Origin of the sequence: Streptomyces sp. NBC_01214, assembly GCF_026340975.1 — a bacterium.
GTDB lineage: Bacteria > Actinomycetota > Actinomycetes > Streptomycetales > Streptomycetaceae > Streptomyces.
The window spans coordinates 379,363-399,766 of the sequence record NZ_JAPEOS010000003.1 but is presented as its reverse complement, the minus strand read 5'-3'; the positions used below and the strand labels follow the sequence as shown (position 1 = coordinate 399,766).

22 protein-coding genes are annotated in these 20,404 nt (G+C 68.2%); 4 read left to right on the top strand and 18 right to left on the bottom strand.

The annotated features are described in order from the left end of the window. Nucleotides 1-345 precede the first annotated feature (345 nt). The 3 genes from OG594_RS38030 to OG594_RS38020 form a co-directional block, all read right to left on the bottom strand. Nucleotides 346-717: a DDE-type integrase/transposase/recombinase gene (locus tag OG594_RS38030; RefSeq protein WP_266606968.1), complete on the bottom strand. Its 372-nt coding sequence runs from the start codon at nt 715-717 to the stop codon at nt 346-348. Beyond that, on the bottom strand, nt 714-1,061 hold the full coding sequence (locus OG594_RS38025) for an IS3 family transposase (protein ID WP_266606967.1): 348 nt from the start codon (nt 1,059-1,061) through the stop codon (nt 714-716). The genes OG594_RS38030 and OG594_RS38025 overlap by 4 nt, the downstream gene beginning before the upstream one ends. Nucleotides 1,062-2,185: 1,124 nt before the next feature. Beyond that, nucleotides 2,186-3,235, bottom strand: coding sequence for a polyprenyl synthetase family protein (locus OG594_RS38020; RefSeq protein WP_266606966.1), 1,050 nt, complete (start codon nt 3,233-3,235; stop codon nt 2,186-2,188). 259 nt (nt 3,236-3,494) lie between these two features. On the opposite strand from OG594_RS38020, the gene OG594_RS38015 reads away from it, so the two are divergent. Beyond that, the gene (locus OG594_RS38015; protein ID WP_266606965.1) at nt 3,495-3,728 is read left to right on the top strand and encodes a hypothetical protein; all 234 of its coding nucleotides are present in this window, start codon (nt 3,495-3,497) and stop codon (nt 3,726-3,728) included. Between the two features lie 479 nt (nt 3,729-4,207). Here the strand turns inward: OG594_RS38015 and OG594_RS38010 are convergent, their stop codons facing one another. From OG594_RS38010 to OG594_RS37995, 4 genes are all read right to left on the bottom strand, one after another. Continuing rightward, nucleotides 4,208-4,375, bottom strand: coding sequence for a hypothetical protein (locus OG594_RS38010; protein WP_266606964.1), 168 nt, complete (start codon nt 4,373-4,375; stop codon nt 4,208-4,210). Nucleotides 4,376-4,465: 90 nt separating this feature from the next. Further along, a complete protein-coding gene (locus OG594_RS38005) occupies nt 4,466-5,005 on the bottom strand; it encodes a hypothetical protein (protein WP_266606963.1) in 540 nt (179 codons plus the stop codon). A gap of 168 nt (nt 5,006-5,173) precedes the next feature. Next, complete coding sequence (locus OG594_RS38000; protein WP_266606962.1) at nt 5,174-6,286, bottom strand: hypothetical protein; 1,113 nt, start codon at nt 6,284-6,286, stop codon at nt 5,174-5,176. Nucleotides 6,287-6,295: 9 nt separating this feature from the next. Continuing rightward, nucleotides 6,296-6,511, bottom strand: a complete 216-nt coding sequence (locus OG594_RS37995; RefSeq protein WP_266606961.1) for an MbtH family protein — start codon at nt 6,509-6,511, stop codon at nt 6,296-6,298. 297 nt (nt 6,512-6,808) lie between these two features. Here OG594_RS37995 and OG594_RS37990 point away from each other — a divergent pair, with 297 nt between their 5' ends. Then, nucleotides 6,809-7,048, top strand: coding sequence for a DUF6269 family protein (locus tag OG594_RS37990; protein ID WP_266606960.1), 240 nt, complete (start codon nt 6,809-6,811; stop codon nt 7,046-7,048). Nucleotides 7,049-7,078: 30 nt separating this feature from the next. Here OG594_RS37990 and OG594_RS37985 read toward each other — a convergent pair whose 3' ends face one another. The 4 genes from OG594_RS37985 to OG594_RS37970 all read right to left on the bottom strand — a co-directional run bounded on the left by OG594_RS37985 (nt 7,079) and on the right by OG594_RS37970 (nt 12,001). Then, nucleotides 7,079-8,956, bottom strand: a complete 1,878-nt coding sequence (locus OG594_RS37985; protein ID WP_266606959.1) for a transcriptional regulator — start codon at nt 8,954-8,956, stop codon at nt 7,079-7,081. 98 nt (nt 8,957-9,054) lie between these two features. Further along, nucleotides 9,055-9,267, bottom strand: coding sequence for an acyl-CoA carboxylase epsilon subunit (locus OG594_RS37980; protein WP_266606958.1), 213 nt, complete (start codon nt 9,265-9,267; stop codon nt 9,055-9,057). A gap of 10 nt (nt 9,268-9,277) precedes the next feature. Continuing rightward, the gene (locus OG594_RS37975) at nt 9,278-10,819 is read right to left on the bottom strand and encodes an acyl-CoA carboxylase subunit beta (protein WP_266608770.1); all 1,542 of its coding nucleotides are present in this window, start codon (nt 10,817-10,819) and stop codon (nt 9,278-9,280) included. A gap of 415 nt (nt 10,820-11,234) precedes the next feature. After that, nucleotides 11,235-12,001 (bottom strand): IS5 family transposase gene (locus OG594_RS37970; RefSeq protein WP_266608769.1). Its coding sequence is split into 2 segments (ribosomal slippage): nt 11,235-11,695 and nt 11,695-12,001, totalling 768 coding nucleotides; the frame shifts between segments, so codons are not numbered across the junction. A gap of 92 nt (nt 12,002-12,093) precedes the next feature. On the opposite strand from OG594_RS37970, the gene OG594_RS37965 reads away from it, so the two are divergent. Both OG594_RS37965 and OG594_RS37960 read left to right on the top strand, forming a co-directional pair. Next, a complete protein-coding gene (locus OG594_RS37965; RefSeq protein ID WP_266606957.1) occupies nt 12,094-14,250 on the top strand; it encodes an MMPL family transporter in 2,157 nt (718 codons plus the stop codon). Between the two features lie 127 nt (nt 14,251-14,377). Further along, a complete protein-coding gene (locus OG594_RS37960) occupies nt 14,378-16,309 on the top strand; it encodes an AarF/ABC1/UbiB kinase family protein (RefSeq protein ID WP_266606956.1) in 1,932 nt (643 codons plus the stop codon). Between the two features lie 128 nt (nt 16,310-16,437). Here OG594_RS37960 and OG594_RS37955 read toward each other — a convergent pair whose 3' ends face one another. The 7 genes from OG594_RS37955 to OG594_RS37925 are packed head-to-tail and all read right to left on the bottom strand — an operon-like array spanning nt 16,438 to nt 20,329. Beyond that, nucleotides 16,438-16,653: an MbtH family protein gene (locus tag OG594_RS37955; protein WP_266606955.1), complete on the bottom strand. Its 216-nt coding sequence runs from the start codon at nt 16,651-16,653 to the stop codon at nt 16,438-16,440. Between the two features lie 2 nt (nt 16,654-16,655). Then, nucleotides 16,656-17,300, bottom strand: a complete 645-nt coding sequence (locus OG594_RS37950) for a 2-hydroxychromene-2-carboxylate isomerase (protein WP_266606954.1) — start codon at nt 17,298-17,300, stop codon at nt 16,656-16,658. A gap of 10 nt (nt 17,301-17,310) precedes the next feature. Beyond that, nucleotides 17,311-18,057 carry a 3-oxoacyl-[acyl-carrier-protein] reductase gene (gene fabG, locus OG594_RS37945; RefSeq protein ID WP_266606953.1) on the bottom strand — a complete coding sequence of 249 codons (747 nt, stop codon included), beginning with the start codon at nt 18,055-18,057 and terminating at the stop codon, nt 17,311-17,313. Nucleotides 18,058-18,068: 11 nt separating this feature from the next. Continuing rightward, on the bottom strand, nt 18,069-18,548 hold the full coding sequence (locus OG594_RS37940) for a 3-hydroxyacyl-ACP dehydratase FabZ family protein (RefSeq protein ID WP_266606952.1): 480 nt from the start codon (nt 18,546-18,548) through the stop codon (nt 18,069-18,071). Continuing rightward, nucleotides 18,545-18,943: a 3-hydroxyacyl-ACP dehydratase FabZ family protein gene (locus OG594_RS37935; RefSeq protein ID WP_266606951.1), complete on the bottom strand. Its 399-nt coding sequence runs from the start codon at nt 18,941-18,943 to the stop codon at nt 18,545-18,547. The genes OG594_RS37940 and OG594_RS37935 overlap by 4 nt, the downstream gene beginning before the upstream one ends. Continuing rightward, nucleotides 18,943-19,191, bottom strand: coding sequence for an acyl carrier protein (locus OG594_RS37930; protein ID WP_266606950.1), 249 nt, complete (start codon nt 19,189-19,191; stop codon nt 18,943-18,945). The genes OG594_RS37935 and OG594_RS37930 overlap by 1 nt, the downstream gene beginning before the upstream one ends. Before the next feature lie 28 nt (nt 19,192-19,219). Then, nucleotides 19,220-20,329 carry a beta-ketoacyl synthase N-terminal-like domain-containing protein gene (locus OG594_RS37925; protein ID WP_266606949.1) on the bottom strand — a complete coding sequence of 370 codons (1,110 nt, stop codon included), beginning with the start codon at nt 20,327-20,329 and terminating at the stop codon, nt 19,220-19,222. Nucleotides 20,330-20,404: the final 75 nt, after the last annotated feature.

The window sequence follows — 20,404 nt, the reverse complement described above, 5'->3', positions numbered from 1 at the left end:
GATCATTTAGCCCACGCTGCCGGGCGGTAATCCCGGAAGTATTTATAATCTTGGCATTAAGGTCGGACTCTGTGCCCTGAACCGGGACGATGCCGGGCATCACCTTTGCCCCGCTTACACAGGTCTCCGCCACGTATGTGAGGCGGTTCAGACCATCAGCACCGGGTGAGCGCTGATCGAACTCGGTCGGAACTCTGCGGTACGGGCCGCGGAGTTCGCCATCGGTCGCCCATCCGTCAGCATCGCGCGATTGGCGCGACTCGGCGTCCGCCTGGAGGCACCCGCCCGAGTGGAGGGCTGAGGCCGACCCGCCTTCGGGCCTTGACCCTGCATCCTGGTCGCGGGTTATGCGGCTGGTGCCAGCGTAGTTGATGGTGTCTCGAGTGCGGTTTCGCAGGTGATCGGACTGCGCTGGCCGAGGACGCAGCGGCGGCGGGCGGTGCTCGTGCATTGCGTCCCGTGATCGGTGATCGGTGTGCCCGCGTTGCACAGACTGCCGCGGCAGCGCCGGGCCACGGCGAGGGCGTCGGTGACGAGCTCGGCCCGCATGCGGTCCACGAGTGCCCAGCCGACCAGGCGGCTTGAGGCGAGGCCGATGACGGTGGCCAGATACAGGAGCTTCCCGCTGGTCAGCGGGATACGGGTGATGTCACCGACGCACTTGGTGTTCACGGTGTCGGCGGTGAAGTCCCGTCCGGTCAGGTCGGGCGCTTTCACAGCGGCCGGGACGGGATGGTTGTGCGGTGCTTCTTGCGCAACCGCAGGCCCGCCAGTCCCATCGACCGCATCACCCGGGCGACGCGCTTGTGGTTCACGCGCTCGCCGCCCTCGCAAAGCTCAGCCGTGGTCCTCGGGACGCCGTAGGTCCCGTCCGGCTCCCGGTGCACCTGGCGCATTCGCGCGGCGAGCTTGGCGTCGGCAGCCTGGCGGGCGGCCCGCTCGGGCGCGGTCCGGCGCCAGTAGGAGAAGCTGGAGCGGGCGATCCCGAGGGTGTGACACAACCGCTTGACGCCGAAACGGCACTGGCGGTCCTCAACGAACTGGCATCGGTTCGCCAGCACATCTCCCCGGCGAAATGCTTCGCGGCCCGCCGCAGGACGTCCCTTTCCTCCTCGAGCTCACGGATCCGCCTGCGAGCGGCGGCGAGCTCGGCTTCCACCGGCGCCTGCGAACGGGCCGGCTCACCGTTCCGTCCCCGGGGCCTGTCGGCGCCGGCTGTCCGGATCCAGTTCCGAGGGTCTCCGGGTTGACCCCGAGATCAGCGCGATGTGCTTGATCGTCGCTCCGGGCCGCGACGCGTACAACGCCACCGCATCCGCCCCGAACTCCGGCGAGTAGTGATTCATGAACACGCCCGGGGTAACCCCCTTCGACTTTCGGGAGTCGACGGCTGCTTGAACCCTGATAGCTCCCCACGCGCTGTGTAGTTGAATATTCCGTCATCGTGCGCCGCTGGGGGCATCACATCTCTACACAATCCTGGACCGACTTCTGACCCAATTGGCGACGAGCGTCGGCCGCTGGGATCCCTGTCACTCGGTTAACCGATTTCCCTCATTCCGCACTGTCGGCCTGAGGACGCCCCGCCTCACGAAACGCGCCGTACCTCGCGGGGCTCATCCCAGACCCTGTGGAGAACAGCCTCGGCTGTCATGGCGCACCGAAAGGCCGCCTGCGCCAGCAGCATGCGCGGTCTCCGCAGATTACGACCAGTAGCTCTCCTGCATCCCCTGACTCCCTGCCGCGACGACGACCGGACGAGACGCGCTCGGACAGCGGGCATCTGCCGGGTTGTCTCCGCCCAGAGCGGGGTCCGGTAGCACAGATGCCTCGCGCCGGAAAACGAAGACTCCTCCTCTGAGTCAGTTCCATGGGGGATTCAGCGAGCCCTGGTAGAGGCCGCGAGTGGGGACGCTCAGCCTCCACCAGTGCCACCCGTGGATGCTGCGGATCCCAACGGCCGGGCCGCCGCTGGAGCCTGGCCAGTGGTCCTGGATGGGGTGCGGCCTACAGATGCTGCCCCGGACGGGCATCATCGCCACCGAGAAGTTCCCCAAAGACGCAGGCTCATCAGCCGGGAGTCAGCCGCTCCCAGGCCCCGATGACATGACCGTCGCGGGTCTGCTGGCCACGGTCGCGGACCCGGAGGCGCGCGGTCTTCACGCACATGCGCTCATGGAGCGGGTCAGGCGGTCCGGTCGGCCACGAAGTCGCAGAGCGCGCCCAGCGCCTGGGTCCCCGGGCCGGGCGGAAGGACCCGCAGCGCCGCGCGGGCCCGGTCCAGCCGCTCGTCCATCATCGCCTCCGCCTGGGCGAGGGCCGACGAGTGGCGGAAGAGGGTGAGGGCCCGGCGCTGTCCGGCGGGTCCCACCGCTCCGTCGGCGAGGAGTTCGCGCAGTTCGGCGCCTCGCTGCGTACGGTCGGCGAGCGCGAGGAGGACCGGAAGGCTAGCGACGCCCGCCGTGAGGTCCTTGCCCTGCTCCTTGCCCATCTCCTCGGTCGGAGCCTTGATGTCGAGCAGGTCGTCGGCAATCTGGAAAGCGAAGCCCAGTTGTTCGGCGTACTCGCCCAAGGCCCGCACGACCTGCTCGGGCGCGCCCGCTTGCTGGGCGCCGATCCGCAGTGACATGGTGAGCAGCGCCGCGGTCTTGCCCGCTATCACCCGGAGGTAGTGGCTGATGGCGTCCTCGCCCGGGCTGGGCCCGACGAGTTCGCCCAGTTGCCCGCCCACCAGCTGTCCCGCGACCTCGGCGTTCAGGTCAGCGGCCTCCGGGCCGAGCTCGGCGGCGAGCCGGGCGGCCTTCGCCATGAGCAAGTCGCCCCCCAGGACCGCGAGTCGATCGCCCCAGCGGGCGTTCACGCTCGATGTCCCGTGCCGCGTCGCGGCATTGTCCATGACATCGTCATGGTAGAGCGAGGAGATGTGGACCAGTTCCACCACGACCGCAGCCTGCGTGACCCCGTCCCTCCAGGGGTCACCGAACTCCGCCCCGATGAGTACCAGCAGTGGGCGCAGCCGCTTGCCGCCGGCCGCCGCGAGGTGGCGGGTCACATCGGCGATCCGCGGGTCCGCGGCGCTCTCGGTCTCGACGACCAATTGCTTCTCCACCGCCTCGAGGCCGTTGCGCAGGCGCACTTCGAGGCCCGGGTGGTCGACTGCGAGCCGACGGACCAGAGCCGCCCTGCGTAGGCGGGCGGGCATCGATGCCCCACTCAGCGCCGCCAGTGTCTTCATAGCCGCCACGGAATCTCCCCGTTCCTTCTGCATGCCGGATTGAAGGGAGGGATGTTCGCTCCAGCCCATATCACTGTCGCAGCAGCTTCATCAGCGCAGCCATCGGCGTGGCATGAAGTTGCCACAACCAAATGCGGTCGACCAGGTTCTGTCACCTTCCTGCAATGGATGGAGAGATCAACCACCTCAAAAATCGAAATGCTCTCTACCCAACTCACCGAAAGAACACCGGCAATCACGAAGGAACGAGCGCCTCTTCGTGATCACGGCCGTGGCCGTGCTGGCAGCCGCCACCGGCGTGACCCCGGCCTCCGCGTCCGAGTCCGGACAGCAGGGCACCGCGTGCGGCGCCGTACGACTGCCGGTGACGCTCCCCGTGCCGCCGACCGGGATCTCCGCTCAACAGGACATCAGCATCGGTGCGGACTGCGAGCCCGTCCTGGGGCCCGTACGGTTCATCCCCACCGGGCCGACGACAAGGCGTGCTCCCTGACGGCCCCGAGTGCAGATACGCCCGTCGGCCATCAGGTCACCCACGCCGCCAACCGTGAGCCCTGGAACGCAGGAAATCTTGTCGATGCGACGGGGCTGACCACCGCGCACTCCACTGCGCTCAGGCCGCGTCGGCCGCGCGGGACCGGACGTGATCTGGGGTCGGATCGCCGCCGATCTGGTGGTGACGCTCGCCGACGGCTGCGGGACGATCTTCCTGGCCAGCACCGGCGAGGCGATGTTCGGGGAGCTGCGGCCCGGCCATGCCGGAGCCAACGCCGCCGCCGATCACATCGCGGCTCTGGACGACGCACCGACAGCGCCGGATCCGCGAAGGCCTTCCTCACCCATGTCCGAGACATGCGGAAACGAGGAATCCGCACCTTCTTCTCCGTCGGATGCGCAGTCACCAGGTCTGTCCGCCAAGCGATCTGAGCCGTGCCCGATCGTCTCCGGCATCGCGCTCTGGACCACGACGGCTCACTCCGTGCCGGCGCCGAGGTCGCCGAACTGACCGGGATGGTCGAGCTGACTGGCTATCGGGACGGCACCCGCATCATCGTGCGCCGCGAGCGGCCACACCCGGGCGCCCCACTCTCCCCGTTCGACGAGGACGAGGGTCTGCAGTACCAGGTGTTCCTTACCCACACCGCCTGCTTCGGTGTGGCAAGACGACCGACTCGCGGCCTTGGCCCCGCCCGGCGAGCTGACTTCATCAAGTGCCGTGCGGGCCCGCTGCTAGGCGGCCGGAGGAACGACCCGGCGCTTCGGCGAAGTCCGCACGTGATAGGACCACGTGGCCGATACCAGCCCGGCCACCCAGGCGAGGATGACCACCATGGTTCCCACACCTGCCCACGCGTTGAAAACGAGATCATCCCGGTCGGCAAACATGAAGTACAACGCGAGCGGAGTGCCCCACAGGCTGTAGACGGTCAGCAGCACCGATCCGGCGAAGGCGGGCCAGAGAACCAGCTTCCGGGGCACCGGCCGGCCGGCCAGTCTCGGCACCCAGCGCGGGAAGAAGTGCCCGCACGGACGGACCAGGGCCACCGCCAGGACCGAGCCCAGCAGGGCCAGTGCGCAGAGCAGCAGCAGGTAGGGGCCGCCGCCATCCGCGTACCAGTCATCGAACTGTTCCCCATACGCCCAAAGGGGCGTACCGAGAGCCCACAGCATATGTAACGGAACGAATCCGATCAGCGGTGCCAGACAAGCCGTGTATCCCGCTCGGGTGGCCCATGCGGACGGCGATGGCGTCTCGGTCCGCTGCGTCATGTAACTCTCACTCCCTCGACCGCCTCATCATGTTCCTACACGATGCTGCCGCGGGTTCCGCTCCGGCCACATCGTTCGGGAAGATGATCGCGCTCCCCCATGTGGGGGAGCGCGGAACTCATTCCTCGCCGACCGCCGCGGCCGCACCGTCCAACGGTCCGTCGCGGTTCAGCAGAAGAGGAAGCCGGAGAGCAGCGGAAGCCCCCCGAACGGGTTCGTGCCCACCAGGCAGACGTCCTTCTTCATGAACTTCTTGACGTACGCGGCACCTTCGGTGTCGCCCGATCCCTTCGTTCCGCTGTCGAGGTAGGTGCGGGCGAAGCGGTAGTGCCCACCGCGCCATTTGGCGAGCGCACGATCCAGGCGTTTCCAGCCCTGCTCGAGAGCGGCGTCGGACGTCTGTGCGAGCGCCGCGCTCAACGAGTGGTGGTCCTGGACGTCGGAGTCGTTGAGCACGGCCAGATGGCCGATGGACTCGAAGACCTCGAACTTGCGCGGGTCGTACCCGTACACCGCGATGTCCATCGCGTGAAAGTTCAGGGACTGGACGGCGCTGGCGGCTCCCGTCGCGTCGCGGAAGGACATGAAGAGATCGGGAGAGAGGGTGCGCAGGACCTCGAAGATCTCGTTGAGCAGGCGCGCGCAGTCCTCGGCCTGCGCCAGCCGGCCGACGGCACGGCCCGGGAATTCCTGCCGAGTCGCGGTGACCTCGACCGCGAGCCTGCGGATGAGGAAGAACAACACCTCGCACGCCTGGACGGAGCGAAGGAAGATGTGTTCCTCGTGACGGTCCGAGCGCGGGAAGCGGGTGGCTTCCACGAGCAGCGCCAGTCTGTGTCGCAGCACCGGGTCGGCTTCGGCGCGGTCCACCAGGTCGCCCACGTTGATGCGCGCGATCTGGTCCACTGGAATCTCGCGCAACGAGGCCAGAACCTCGTCGAGTCCCTTGATCCGTTCCACGCAGTAGTCCGGCCGGTCAGCGTCGGTCCACCGGTCGCGTTCCAGTGCGGCGAGGTCGGCGAGGGTGGCGTGAACGGTGAGGAACGCACCGCCCACGGGGTCTTCCGGGTACTGGCCGAGGAACCAGCCGTATGCGTGCAAGCAGGTGTACTGGTAGTACTCCGGAATGGCCAGCCGGCGGCTGAAGGGTCGTGTCAACAGGCGTGTGACCGTGTCCTCTTCGTCCTCGCCCCGTACGCCGTCGTGCAGCATGGCGAGGAGATCGCGCTCGGCCTCGTCGAGACCGGAGCGGCCGCGGGTCCGCTGCAGTTCGGCTATCATGCACTGCGATCAGGCCGCGTCCATCGCGTCCGCGAGGGACTTCGGCCGCATGTCGACCCAGTTCTCGTTGATGTACTCCAAGCAGGCCTGCCTGCTTTCCTCGCCGCACACGACGGTCCAGCCCGCCGGCACCTCGGCGAAGGCCGGCCAGAGCGAGTGCTGGTTCTCCGCGTTGACGAGCACGAAGTAACGGCCGTCCTCGTCCTCGAACGGGTTGGTCGCCATAATTCAACCTTCCTTCCACACCGCAAGGGTTTTCAAGTTTGCCGAATGCCGCCGTATGGATTTCGACGGTTCGCTCCATCAATCAACCTGAGACGCCCCATTGCCTACAACGTCGATTGCAGCAACCTGCCACCCAGGGGCAAGACGGCTCCTTGACGACGTCTGTATTATTCCCATAGCCGGCCCATACCGGGCCACATCGGCAAGTACAGAACAATCGGGGATTTTGTGTATTGATACGGCCGATCATATTTGTGCGGCATCTGACGGGACCCAACCTCATATGCAGGAGGAATGATGTACGACCACAAGAGCGGCCTGCCTCAGCCCCAGCACCCTTTGGAAGTCCTCGCGAGCATCGAGCGGCAAGGGACGGTGGATCAGGAACTTCTGCTGCGCGACAGCGTGACGCCGTGGGCCGATCTCCTGGCCGTACACGTCGACAACCTCAACGAACTGGCCTCCAGGGCGGCCGAGTCCAATGACTTCATCGTCACGTACGGACTCGACGAGGGACACGCCGGCGGCTGCGGCTGACCTGGATCCCCGGTCGGGCGGTGGCCGCCTTCACGCGGAGGGCTCCTGGGCGAAGAGCCGCACCAGCGGCCTGAGGTGATATCTCGGCCCTACGTCGCCTTCGATGCTCAGGGCCTCCACGAGTCGTGCGTCAGCCAGCCGTTCCAGTACCTCCTCGGCCTCGTCCACCCTTGTGTCCAGCAGTTCCGCTGCGGCGCAGGCGGTCAGCCGGGACGGGCCGTCCACTGCCAGGACGCGGAAGGCACGGGCCGTTGCCGGGTCCAGCTGGTCGCGCACTGCACTCAGCCCCACCCTCACGTCGAGGCTCCCGATGCGCAGCTCGTCGAGCCGCCGGTCGTCCGGAGCGAGCCGCTCTGCCAAGCCGCCGGCGGACCAGTGCGGGTGGGCGGCCAGCCGGGCCGCCGCGATCCTGAGGGCGAGGGGCAATCGGTCGCACAGCTCGGCGATGCGCTCGACGGTCTCGGGTTCCCCGGCGAGACGGGAGCTGCCCGCGACGGCGGTGAGCAGTCGGCCCGCCTCGGCTCGATCCATGGGGCCGAGCGTGATCAGTCTGGTTCCTTCGAGCGAGGCCAGCTGGGAGCGGACGCCGGTGATCACGGTGCGGCTCACCCCACCGCCGGGCAGCAGGGGACGTACCTGTGCGTCATCGCGCGCGTTGTCGAGGAGGACGAGCATGCGTCGTCCCGTCAGGAGCGTCCGGTAGAGCTGAACGCGCTCGTCGAGCGTGTGGGGCAGTTGGTCCCGGCTGGTACCGAGGGCGCGCAGGAACCAGCCGAGCACTTCGGAGGGTGCACGCGGACCGCTGCCGTCGGTGGTACGGAGATCCGCGTAGAGCTGGCCCTGCGGAAACTCGTCCCGGCAGTGTTCGGCCGCCCACAGAGCCAGTGTGGACTTTCCCGTTCCAGGTGCTCCGGTCACCACGACGTCCTTGCTCTCGCGCAGGGCGGTGAGCACGTCGTCCGTCTCGGCGGAACGGCCCGTGAAGTCTCCAGGAGCGGCGGGAAGCATCGCGGGGGCGAGTTCGCACCAGCCCCAACTGCCGGTCTGCGGCTGGTCGGGAAGCGCCCGCGGGTGCCGCACCGGCGACAACGCAGGCGGCGAGAGCGACGGCAGCGGGGGGTCGGGCCGCGGCTGCACCGACGCAGCGGCGCGCTCGCGTTCCGGGGCCGCTGGCGGGGCCAGCGTTCCGTTGAGCATTTCGTGGTGGAGCGTGCGCAGTGCGGGACCGGGCTCGATGCCGAGGTCCTCGGCGAGGATCCGGCGGCCCTCCTCGTACACCGCGAGCGTGTCGGGCAGCCGGCCGCAGCGGAACAGAGCGGTCATCAACTGGCCGCGCATCCGCTCTCGAGCCGGGTGCAGGGCCACCAACCGGGTCAGGCTCGGGACCGCGTCGGTGTGGCGGCCGAGGGCGAGTGCGGCTTCGGCGTGGTTCTCCAGCGCGGAGAGTCTGGCCTCCTCCATGCGGGGGCCTTCGGCCTCGGCGAGGTATTCGGTGACATGGGTGAGGGCCGGGCCCCGCCAAAGCCCGAGGGCTCTCGTGAACAGCCTTTCGGCGTCGCCGTAACGACCCGCCACCAGCTCCGTACGGCCCGCGTCGGCGAGCTCGCGAAAGGTGTCCCAGTCCAGACCGGCTCCGCCGGTGTCCAATCGGTAGCTGGCACCGTGGCGCTCCAGGCCGTAGCGAAGACCGAGACGGGTGCGCAGCCGTGACACATAGGTGTAGAGCTGATTGGTACTCGTGGCCGGCGGGTCCCAGCCCCACAGCAGACAGGTCAGCCGCTCGTCGGTCACGACCTTGCCATGGGCGAGCAACAGCGCCGCGAGCGCGGTGCGCTGCTTGCTGCCGTCGAGTGGGACCGAGCGACCGTCGACCTCGGCCGACACAGGTCCCAGGATCTTAAAGTCCATTGTGGCTTTCTTCGTTCAGCAGACCGTTCCGGTCGCCCCGTGCAAGGTGGAGGTGTACCGCCGGCGCCCCCGGTGGGCCCCCGTCGCACCGGTGGTTCTCAGGTTCTGGCCATCCAGGAAGCCGGCGGGAAGGCGTCGGGGCGATCCCAAGTGGCCGGCGGGGTTTCGATGGCACTTGCAGACGCGGACGCCGCCGCCCGCACGACGGTCAAGAGCGCCGTGACGGCGGCGAGCTCCTCCGGGGTGGGGCAGCCGTTGATCACCGTGAACAGGGTGGGGTCGAACGGCCCGTCGAGCGCAGGTACCGTCATCGGGATCTCCTCAGGTCGGAGGATTGCCATGCTTCCGGGCGGGCATCGAGGCGTGTTTGGACCGCAGCATGCGGAGCACCCCGATCAGCGACGACCGGGTCTCGGCGGGGTCGATGACGTCGTCGACGAGGCCGCGCTCGGCCGCGTAGTACGGGTGCATCAGCTCGGCCTTGTACTCCTTGACCAGCTGCTCGCGCATCGCGTCCGGGTCGTCTGCCGCCTGGATCTGACGCCGGAAGACCACGTTCGCGGCGCCTTCGGCGCCCATGACGGCGATCTCGTTGGTCGGCCAGGCCAGGGACACGTCGCTGCCGATGGAGAGGGAGTCCATGACGATGTACGCGCCGCCGTATGCCTTGCGCAGGATCACCTGCACCCGGGGGACGGTGGCGTTGCAGTACGCGTACAGCAGCTTGGCGCCGTGGCGGATGATGCCGCCGTGCTCCTGGTCGATGCCCGGCAGGAAGCCGGGGACGTCGACAAGGGTCACCAGCGGAATGTTGAAGGCGTCGCACATCTGGACGAAGCGTGCGGCCTTTTCCGATGAATGGATGTCCAGCACACCGGCGAGCGACTGGGGTTGGTTGGCGACGATGCCGACGACCTGTCCGTCGAGCCGGGCGAGGGTGGTGATGATGCTCGTGGCCCAGCGTTCGTGGACCTCCATGTGGTCGCCGTCGTCGACGAGCTCCTCGATCACCAAACGCATGTCGTACGGCCGCCTGCCGTCCGGCGGCACCAGATCGAGCAGTCGCTCGCAGCGCCGGTCGGCCGAATCGGTGGAGGCCGAACGCGGCGGGTTCTCGCGGTTGTTGGAGGGCAGCATCGAGATGAGGTACCGGACCTCGGAGATGCAGGTCTCCTCGTCGTCGTACGCGAAGTGCGCGACGCCGGAGGTCTCGGCGTGCACGTCGGCGCCGCCGAGGCCGTTCTGGGTGATCTCCTCGCCGGTCACCGCGCGGACCACGTCCGGGCCGGTGATGAACATCTGCGAGGTCTCCCGGACCATGAACACGAAGTCCGTGAGGGCCGGGGAGTACGCGGCGCCACCGGCGCAGGGGCCCAGCATGACCGAGATCTGCGGGATGACGCCCGAGGCCTTGGTGTTGCGCTGGAAGATGCCGCCGTAGCCGGCCAGCGCCGATACGCCCTCCTGGATGCGGGCGCCGGCGCCGTCGTTCAGGGAGACCAGCGGGGCACCGGCCGCGATGGCCATGTCCATGATCTTGTGGATCTTCGTGGCGTGGGCCTCGCCCAGGGCGCCGCCGAAGATGCGGAAGTCGTGCGCGTAGACGAAGACCGTGCGGCCCTCGACCGTGCCCCAGCCGGTGATGACACCGTCGGTGTAGGGCTTCTTGTTCTCCAGGCCGAACCCGGTCGCCCGGTGCCGGCGGAGCTGCTCGACCTCCCGGAAGGAACCTTCGTCGAGCAGCAGCGCGATGCGCTCACGGGCGGTCAGCTTGCCCTTGGCGTGCTGGGTCTCGGTCGCGCGCAGCGCCCCTTCGAGGACTTCTGCGCGGATCTGCGCGAGCTCGGCCACGCGTTCCACCATCGTCAACGCCCACTCCTCCTCACTGCTGGCAACCCGCCCGGGAGAAGCAGATCGAGGCTGCGGCACGCCTCGGGCGGCCTCCCCGGCGGAACTCGCTTCAGGCATGTCGGCTCGGCACCATCCTTCACGCCGCACCCGACGGCACGGCAACCGGCCTGACATGAAGGTGTCACCGGGATGACGGGACACTGAAACCGGCACGGGGCATGCGAACGCCCAGGTGGCGCTGCAGCCTGCGTTCGGCCCGAGTACTGCGGGCAGGCCGATGTCCCGTCTTCACCTCCACTGTGCGGAAGGAAGCGGCATTCCCCGAGCACCGCGGCAGGTTGTTGCCAGACCCATCCAATTGACCACGGCGCGCAGGCGGCTGCCCATCAGAATGAAAAACCTCGGGTAAACGTACTAAGAAGTCATCTCATTTGGCGAGTCGGCGGTAGCAGATGAGGGTGCAGGCGATGCTGGTGAAGGCGAGGAAGTGCTCGGCCTTGCGTTCGTAGCGGCGGTGGAGTCGGCGACAGCCGGCGAGCCAGGCCATGGTTCGTTCTATGGTCCAGCGGTGACGTCCCAGCCGCTGCGAGGGCTCGATGCCCTTGCGGGCGATGCGGTGTGTGATGCCGCGCTGACGTAACCATTTCCGCAGGTGGGCGTAGTCATAGCCCTTGTCTGCATGGAGCTTGCCGGGCTTGCGCCGTCGGCGTCCACGGCGGGAACGGATGGGCGGTATGCCGCGGACGAGGGGTTCAAGTGCCTGGCTGTCGTGCACGTTCGCCCCTGAGATACCGACGGACAAGGGCAGACCGGTCCGCTCGGTGATCAAGTGGATCTTCGAGCCGTACTTGCCCCGGTCGACAGGATTCGGACCCGTCAGGTCCCCCTTTTCAGGGCCCGCATGTTCACCGAGTCGATCGCGCAGCGGGACCAGTCCAGCTCACCTTGGGCGCCGAGCTCGTCAAGGACGAGGCGGTGCAGCTTGGCCCAGACCCGTGCCTTCGTCCACTCGGTGAAACGCCGGTGGGCTGTCGCCCCCGACGGCCCGAACGACGCCTTCGGCAACTGCTGCCATGTGCAGCCCGACGTGGCCACGAACATGATCGCGGCCAGCACTTCCCGATCACTGTGCCGACGCCGGCCACCGCCCTGCGGCCGCGAAGGCGCCTCCGGCACCACCCGTTGGAACAACATCCACAACTCATCCGGCACCAGCCGCTCAACGATCCCCGCCACGGCCGCCAGCCTATCCAACTCACCAAATGAGATGACGTCTAAGGAGTCTCATGTTTGGAAGGGTCGGGCGGACATCCGTCAAGCATCCCTGGCTGACCATCCTCGCCTGGGTGGTGGCCGCCGTAGCCTTGGTTGCGTTGGCACCCCAGCTCAAGTCGACGACCGATCAGGCCGATTTTCTTCCCTCGCACTATGAGTCGGTGCGCAGTGCCAAGTTGCAGGAGCGCGCGTTTCCTCAGCAGGAGCAGCCGGCTTCCATCGCGGTCTTCTGGCGCGGCGACAACGCCCCGCTGACAGACGCCGACAAGGCCGACGTCGCCAAGGTCACCTCCGGCCTGGACAAGGCGGGATTCGACAAGATCAAGAGGGTCGAGACCAATCCCGAGGCCGTTTCGGCCAATGGGGAGATCGCGCTGGCGAGCATACTTGCGAGCGTCAAGGACCCGTACGATCCGGACCTGGTCGACTCGGTCAAGGAGCTACGGCAGAAGGCTGCCCCGCTGCTTGAGGGGGCCGCCCTGCGCATGGGGGTCACCGGCTCGACGGCGAGCGCGCTGGACAGCCGGGAGTCGTCCGGCGACACCGACGCGATGATCTTGATGGCGACACTGGTGCTGATCATCGTGCTGCTGGGGGTCATCTTCCGCAGCCCGCTGATCGCGCTCCTGCCCGTGCTGATCATCTGCCTGGTCTTCATGGTCGCCAACGGACTCATCGCCACCGCGGCGGACCTCTTCGGTCTCGAGGCCGACGGCTCCATCTCCTCCATCCTGATCGTGGTGCTGTTCGGTGTCGGCACCGACTACATCCTCTTCCTGCTGTTCCGGTACCGGGAGCTGCTGCGGGAGGGCCAGGCCCCCAAGCAGGCGATGGGCGAGGCGGTCGCCAAGGTCGGCGAGACCATCGCCTCGGCGGCAGGGGCGGTCATCGTTGCCTTCCTCGCCCTGCTCCTGTCCTCCCTCGGCATGCTGCGCGCCATGGGCCCCGCGCTCGCCATCTCCGTCGCGGTCACCCTGGTCGCCGCGCTCACCCTGGTGCCCGCGGTCTTCTCGCTCCTCGGCGAGAAGGCGTTCTGGCCGTCGAAGGCCTGGCGCAAGCAGCCCAAGCACACGCTGGCGAAGCGCGTCGGCGACCTGACGGCGCGCAAGCCGGGTCTCGTCGCGGCCGCGTCCGGTGGACTCCTCGCCGTACTGGCCGCGGGCGTGCTCACGTTCAACCCGACGTTCGACTCGGGGAGCGCCCTTCCGGAGAAGCTCGAATCCGTAGCGGCGATGAAGAAGCTGCAGAGCGGCTTCCCGGCCGGGCAGACCGACCCCACCTGGGTACTTCTGGAAAAGAAGTCCGGCGGCAAGTTCGAGCAGGCCGAGCTCTCGGCGTTCGAGCAGAAGCTGGCCGCCGCCGACGTCGGGCAGGTCACGCCCGGAGTCGTCGCGCCCTCGGGTGACGTGGCCCAGTTCGCCGTGCTGCTGAAGGATAGGCCGACCACGGACGCGGCCATGGAACTGGTCTCGGGCAAGCTCAGGGACTCCGCCCACGAGGCCGCGCCAGAGGGTTCCCGGGCCGCGGTCGGCGGTCTCACCGCTGTCCTCTCGGACATCCAGACCGCGGTCAACCGCGACTACTCGCTGGTGTTCCCGATCGCCGGGCTGGCCATCATGGTCATCCTCGGGCTGCTGCTGCGCAGTGTCGTCGCACCCTGGTATCTGATGCTGGCCGTGGGGCTGGGCTTCGGCGCCGCACTCGGCTCCACCGTGTGGCTCTTCCAGGGCATCCAGGGCGAGGACGGCCTGCTGTTCAACCTGCCGGTGATCGTCTATCTCTTCGTGGTCGCGATCGGTACGGACTACAACATCCTGATGGTGGCCCGGCTCCGCGAGGAAGTGCGCCGCGGGGACAACCCGGCGGATGCCGTGCGCCATGCGATCACCCAGTCCGCCTCCACGATCGGAGCTGCCGCGATCATCCTGGCCGGCACCTTCGGAGTCCTGCTGCTGGCCGAGAACAGCATGCTCCAGCAGATGGGCTTCGCCGTGGCCTTCGGCATCCTGCTGACGGCCTTCGTGATGGCCCTGCTGCTCGTACCCGCCATCACCACGTTGGTCGGCCCCCGCGCCTGGTGGCCGGGGAACAAGTCGGACCAGGCCCGGCACGCCGAACGCGTGTCGCAGGCCGCCGAGGTCCCGGCCGGGCACCGCACGTCCGTGTGACGGGAAGGCAGTGTGCCACCGGACGGCCGGGCTCTCACGGGCCCGGCCGTCCGGTGGCTCCGGGGGTACGGAGGCACGCTCCACCGTTACGTGAGGGATCGGTATGAATCCGGCTGTTCTTCTCCTTGTGGCACTGCTCACCACATCGATCGTGCTGATCGGCGTCACCACTGGTGCCAGACGTCTCCTCGGTCTCCAGCTGGGCAAGGGACGGGCGGTGTTGACGGCCGTCGTAGGGCTGATGGCCGCCACGGTCATCGGCTTCGCAATGCGCGACCAGGAGCGGTCTCCGGCGCTGGTCACCGTGCAGTTGGGATCCTCTCTGCTCGTCGCGATGGGATTCCTCTTCGTCACCGAGATCGTCTTCCCCCAGGGTGCCTGGATGGGGCTGGTGAGCTGGCCGAAAGCCCTGCGGCGCCGGCTGTCGAGGGCCAGGCGCTATACACAGCTCACCCGCATCCTCGTACGGAACGGCCTCGGCCGATTCCTCCGCAGCCGGGCCAGACGCGGACCCGCCGCCGCCGACGAGCGCGCTCGGCTGGCTCCTTCACTGCGCAGGGCGATGGAGGAGGCCGGAGTGACCTTCGTCAAGATGGGCCAGGTCCTCTCCACTCGCTACGACCTGATGCCTTCGGAGTTCATCGCCGAACTCGGCAAGCTACAGCACCAGGCCACTCCCGACCCGTGGGACGACGTCGAGAGGCTGATCAGGGACGAGCTGGGGAGCGACCCCTTCGAAGTGTTCGCCGAGTTCGACCGCGAGGCGATCGCGGCCGGGTCGATAGCCCAGGTGCACCGGGCCCGTCTCAAGGACGGGAGCCAGGTCGTGGTGAAGATCCAGCGGCCCAGCAGCGAGTCCGTGGTGGAGGACGACCTCGACATCCTGCTGCGGTTCAGCCAGAAGCTGCAGCAGCACACGGAGTGGGGCCGCAACGTCAATGCCGTCAGACTCGCCGAGGGGTTCGCCAACTCGCTGCACGAGGAACTCGACTTCCGGATCGAGGCACAGAACATGATCACCGTGTCGACCGCGATGGGCGAGTCGGGGGCGGACCGGACGATCTGGCTGCCGACGGTGTACGAATCCCTCTCGACCCAGCGCATGCTCATCACCGAGTGGCTCGACGGCGTCCCCCTCAACAGCGCGGCAAAGACGCTGGAGGAACAGGGACTCGACCCGGCAGTGCTGGCCCAGCAGATGCTGCGCTGCCTGCTCGACCAGATCATGGTCGGCGGGGTGTTCCACGCCGACCCCCACCCCGGGAACATCCTGTTGCTGCGGGACGGCCGGCTCGGGCTGCTCGACTTCGGTTCGGTGGGAAGGCTCGACCGGATCGTGCGCTCCACACTGCGCAGCATTCTCGTCGCCTTGCACCGCAATGACCCCGCGGCCTTGTGCGACGCCCTTCTGGAACTCGTGTCCCATCCGGAGGACATCGACGAGCGGGTCCTGGAGCGCTCTCTGGGGCGGTTCCTCGCCCGGCACTTCGCCCCCGGGCTCCGCCCCGATCAGGAGATGTTCACCGATCTCTTCCGGCTGGTGTCCCGGCACGGGCTGCACGTCCCTCCGGACATCGCCGCCGTCTTCCGTTCGCTGGCCACCATGGAGGGTTCACTCGGGCGGCTGGTGCCGGAGTTCGACATCGTCGCGAGTGCCCGCGACTACGCCGTGGCCCTGCACACGAAGAAGTTCCGGCCCGAAGCGCTGAGCAAGACCATCGCCGACGAGGTCATCGGCCTGGTGCCGGTGCTGCGCCGCATTCCGCGGCGCATCGAGCGCATCGGCAGCGCCATCGAGAACGGTCAGCTGAGCGTGAAGGTGCGGGTCCTCGCCGACCCTCGCGACCGCCGGTTCATCCGGACCCTGGTGCACGAGACGCTGTTGACGGTCCTGTCGAGCACCATCGGCCTGATGGCCGTGCTGCTGGTGCGCACGGACGGCGGTCCGCAGCTCGGTCCGTCGCTGACCCTCGTTCAGCTGATCGGATACAACCTGCTGGTGGTGAGCGGGGTGCTCGTACTCCATACCCTCTTCGCCATCTTCAAGGCCCAGCGCTGACGGCGCGGCCGGCGCCGGGGAGGGCGGCGACGGGACGGCGGGACATACGCGAACACGTCCCGGCAGCCCGTGGGGGGCGACCGGGACGTGTGGAGGGGTGAACGCGCGACCCGTGACCAGGGCAGGCCTCAGCCCGCGTCCATGGCATCGGCCAGAGACTTCGGCCTCATGTCGGTCCAGTTCTCGTTGATGTAGTCAACGCAGGCCTGACGGCCGTCCTCACCGTGCACGACGGTCCAGCCGGCCGGCACCTCCGCGAAGGCGGGCCACAGAGAGTGCTGATTCTCTTCGTTGGTGAGCACGAAGTAGCGAGCGCTCTCGTCTTCGAACGGGTTGGTGGCCATGATCAGCCTTCCTTCCTCACGGTGGGATGTGCAGAGTGGGCACGGATCGTCTCGGCAAAGAGCGGAAGCCGGTCCACACCCCAGAACTTTTCGAATCCACTGATGAAATAGGGGACTCCGAAGACCCCGTCACGGTAGAGGGAGTTCAACGCATCAAGACCTCGAGCGCGCACCTCGGGGTCCGCATGGGCTCCGGCGAGCAGTGCCGGGTCGAGATCCAGTTCCTCGCCGATGCCGCGCATGGTGTCCGGCAGCGAGATGTCTTCCCCGCGCTCCCACCTGGCCCGGTAGACGGCGGCGATGAACTCCCGTCCCGCCCCGAGGTCCGCCGCCACCAGGTAGGCGAGGTGTGAGACCTCCCAGCGCGGCTCGGGATCCACCGGCCAGACCATGTCCAGTCCTCGGGCCCTGGCGAGCCTGCGGACGTCCTGCAGAATGTAGAGGTGCTTTTCCTTGGACATCGGAACATAGGGCAAGTGGACTTTGTTGCGCTCTAGTTGGGCGATGGCGGCATCGTCCGGCTCCCAGAAGGGCAGCCATTCGATCTGCTCCGCCACATCCGCGTACTCATCGATCAGATCGCGGTACGCCATCCAGGAGTAGGGGCTGCGAAAGGAGAAGTACCAGCGGGGTCTTCTTCGTGCCATCACGAACTCCTCATATCGTGATGCCGCCGTCGATCTGCAGCACCGCGCCCGTCACGTAGGCGGCGCGGTCCGAGACCAGGTAGGCGACCAGGTCGGCCACCTCCTCCGGGGTTCCCATCCGGCGCAGCGGAATCGAGGAGAGGGCCTCCTTTCGGGCCTTTTCGTTCATCGCGGCGACCATGTCGGTCTCGATGAATCCGGGGGCGACCGTGTTGACCCGGATGCCGGAGCGGCCGGTTTCCTTGGCCAGGGCCCGGGAGAAGCCGATGATGCCGGCCTTGGAGGCCGAATAGTTGGTCTGGGTGGCGTGACCGTACACGCCGGCGACCGAGGAAATGTTGACGATCGCCCCGGTGCGGCGCTTCATCATGCCGAAAACCACGGCTCGGCAGACGTGGTAGACGCCGTCCAGATTGGTGGCGACGACCTGTCGCCACTGCTCGTCCTCCATGAGGACCAGCGGGTTGTCGCGGGTGATGCCCGCGGCGGTGACCACGGCGTCGATGTCCCCGAGCTCCTGCTCGGTGGCCGAGATCCAGGCGCGTACGGCTTCGGGGTCCGTGACATCGACCCTATGGCCCACGACGCGTACGCCCCGGTCGGCGGCCTCCTTCTCCAGGGCGCGGGCGGCGGTGTCGTCCGATCGGTAGCAGAAGGCGACGTCGAATCCGTCGCGGGCCAGCGCGAGAACCGTGGCCCGGCCTATGCCGCGCGATCCCCCGGTGACCAGGGCCACCGGGCTCTTGCTGTCTCCCATGAACTTTCTCCTCAGAGGGTGGTGGGGCGCAGGGCGGCCGCGGGACGGAAGGCCATGACGATCCGGTCCACGGTCATGACCGTTTCGCCGGCCGAGCGGGACACGCCTTCGAAGAGCAGGGTGTCGTCGACCTTGCGGTCGAGCCGCACCCGGTGCTCCAGGACCTCACCGGGCAGCACCGGGCGGTGGAACTCCACTCCGGTCATGCCGCCAAAGAGCATCACCTGCCCGTCGAGCACGTCCGGGTTGGGGTCGTCCCACGTCGCGAGGAGTCCGGCGGACTGGCACCAGGACTCCACCAGCAGCGCCGCGGGGTACGCGAAGTCCTCCTGCGGACTGTCCGGCCCGAGCCGCTCGTACCAGGGCTCGTTACACGTGACCGCCTTCAGTGCGACCAGCCAGTCACCCGGTACGACATCGACGACCCGGTCCACGAGGAGCATCGGGAAGCGGTGCGGCAGTCGGGCCCTGATCTCGCGCTGGCCGATCACACCGCCTCCCGGGTGTCCGGGAGGGCGTATCGCAGTCGTACGCCGGCGGCCGGGCCGCGTCCGGTGGTGAGCTTGGCCCGGACCTGCCAGTCGCCGGTCGGGGTCTGCTTCCAGGCCATGGTGATGTCGACCAAGTCGCCGGGGAACACCGGCCCGGTGAACCGGGTGGACTCCACGGCGGCCAGCCCGGCGCCCTTGGCCTCGCGGGGCAGCGTGGCCTCGGCGCCCTGCCGGGCACACTCCACCAGACAGACGCCGGGGAAGATCGGGAAACTCGGGTAGTGGCCGGGCAGCACGGTTTCGGTGTCCGCCACCGTGAAGCGTGCCGCCGTACTGAGCTCGCTCTCCGCCGGCAGCACTTCGACCGCGCCGCGCAGCAAAGTCGCAGCGGGCATCAGGCGGCTCGCACCGTGTCGAGCTTGCCGAGGAGCAGGTCGTAGGCGCTCTGGAGGGTGACGATCTGCTTGAGCTCGGACTCCGGCAGTCTGACGGCGTACTTCTTCTCCAGCACGACGACGATCTCAAGAGCCATCAGCGAGTCGACCTCAAGGTCGTCGGTGAACCGTACGTCGTCGGTCACCTCGGCCACTTCGACGTCCAGTACGTGCGCCACGAGCGCGCGCAGTTCTTCCTTGTCCAGCACGGTTCAGGTCCTTTCGAGGGGCGGGTGCTCAGCGCAGGCCGAGCAGGGCGCAGCCGACGGTGCCGGTGCGGTCCACGGAGGTGATCACGCCGATCCGGCCGGCTGCTTCCGCAGGGCGGTCCTCGGCGTACGACAGCAGTGCGGCGGCCTGGAAGGCCGCAGCCGCGGCCCCGGTATCACCGATCAGGCCCGTCGGCGTCAGGTCGCGATGCTCCACCGCAGCGAAGACTTCGCGTACGGCCTCGGCCTCGCCCCGGCCCTCACGGCCGGGAGCGCCCGAACGGGCCACGGCGGCCACCTGGCCGGGCTCGACGCCGGCCCGGCGCAGCGCCGAGCGCAGGCAGGACAGGAGTGCGGGTCGAACGTCGCCGTCGAGGACGATGCCGAGCTCCACGGCGAGGAGTTCGGCGAGCACGGGCTGGCCGGGATCCTCCGGTGTGTGGGGTTCGACCAGCAGCATGGCGCAGCCCTCGCCGAGCGCCGGGGCGCCGTCGCCGGGTCCCTGGCCACTGTGGTGTTCCAGCCAGGCCCGGGCCTGTGAGAACTCCTCCGCGGCACCGCACAGGACGGTTCGGGCCCGGCCTGCTCCGAGCAGCCGGCGAGAGTAGTTGAGCGCGTGCAGGCCCGCGGTGCGGCCGCCTGCAATGGTGGCGTTGGGGCCTTTGAGCTGGTACCAGATGGCGCTCTGGCCGGCCGCGCAGTTCATGACGGTGTTGGGGAACCGGGCGGGGTCGACGAAGAAGGGCTGTTCGCCGGTGAGGGAGTCGCGGGTGAAGTCCATCATCGACTGGGCACTGCCGGTAGTGGTGCCGAGCGCGAACGCGGCCCCCTCCCCGGTCCCGACCGCGCGGTTGCGCTCGGCATCGTCCAGCAGGGAGCCGACGGCTGTGACCGCGAGGCCGGTGACCCGGTCCATCGACCGGGTGCCCTTCTTGCCGAGCACCTCCCGGATGCTGAAGGAGGGCACGACGCAGCCCACGCCGTCGGGCGTGGTGCCGTGCTCGGGCCCGAGCACGGCGACCGTGTCGCGCCGCTCCCGCAGGCCCTGGGTGAACGCGGCCCTGCCGATGCCGTACGGCGACACGGCCGACCAGGCGGTGATCACCGGGTGTCCGGTGCCCGTGGTGAGGGTGGTCATGACCGTCACGTGTTCCTTCCGTTCGGGGCGTTTCGTACGAATGCGGCTCATCGGCAACCGGATCGCAAGCAGACC

What these genes read in the sequence shown, in the direction of transcription:
- OG594_RS37985 (WP_266606959.1), bottom strand. Translation starts at nt 8,956, where the DNA reads ATGGACTTTAAGATCCTGGGACCTGTGTCGGCCGAGGTCGACGGTCGC.
- OG594_RS37950 (WP_266606954.1), bottom strand. Translation starts at nt 17,300, where the DNA reads ATGGCACGAAGAAGACCCCGCTGGTACTTCTCCTTTCGCAGCCCCTAC.
- OG594_RS37955 (WP_266606955.1), bottom strand. Translation starts at nt 16,653, where the DNA reads ATGGCCACCAACCCGTTCGAAGACGAGAGCGCTCGCTACTTCGTGCTC.
- OG594_RS37980 (WP_266606958.1), bottom strand. Translation starts at nt 9,267, where the DNA reads ATGACGGTACCTGCGCTCGACGGGCCGTTCGACCCCACCCTGTTCACG.
- OG594_RS37925 (WP_266606949.1), bottom strand. Translation starts at nt 20,329, where the DNA reads ATGACCACCCTCACCACGGGCACCGGACACCCGGTGATCACCGCCTGG.
- fabG (WP_266606953.1), bottom strand. Translation starts at nt 18,057, where the DNA reads ATGGGAGACAGCAAGAGCCCGGTGGCCCTGGTCACCGGGGGATCGCGC.
- OG594_RS37975 (WP_266608770.1), bottom strand. Translation starts at nt 10,819, where the DNA reads ATGGTGGAACGCGTGGCCGAGCTCGCGCAGATCCGCGCAGAAGTCCTC.
- OG594_RS38005 (WP_266606963.1), bottom strand. Translation starts at nt 5,005, where the DNA reads ATGACGCAGCGGACCGAGACGCCATCGCCGTCCGCATGGGCCACCCGA.
- OG594_RS38000 (WP_266606962.1), bottom strand. Translation starts at nt 6,286, where the DNA reads ATGATAGCCGAACTGCAGCGGACCCGCGGCCGCTCCGGTCTCGACGAG.
- OG594_RS37935 (WP_266606951.1), bottom strand. Translation starts at nt 18,943, where the DNA reads ATGCCCGCTGCGACTTTGCTGCGCGGCGCGGTCGAAGTGCTGCCGGCG.
- OG594_RS37965 (WP_266606957.1), top strand. Translation starts at nt 12,094, where the DNA reads ATGTTTGGAAGGGTCGGGCGGACATCCGTCAAGCATCCCTGGCTGACC.
- OG594_RS37990 (WP_266606960.1), top strand. Translation starts at nt 6,809, where the DNA reads ATGTACGACCACAAGAGCGGCCTGCCTCAGCCCCAGCACCCTTTGGAA.
- OG594_RS38020 (WP_266606966.1), bottom strand. Translation starts at nt 3,235, where the DNA reads ATGAAGACACTGGCGGCGCTGAGTGGGGCATCGATGCCCGCCCGCCTA.
- OG594_RS37995 (WP_266606961.1), bottom strand. Translation starts at nt 6,511, where the DNA reads ATGGCGACCAACCCGTTCGAGGACGAGGACGGCCGTTACTTCGTGCTC.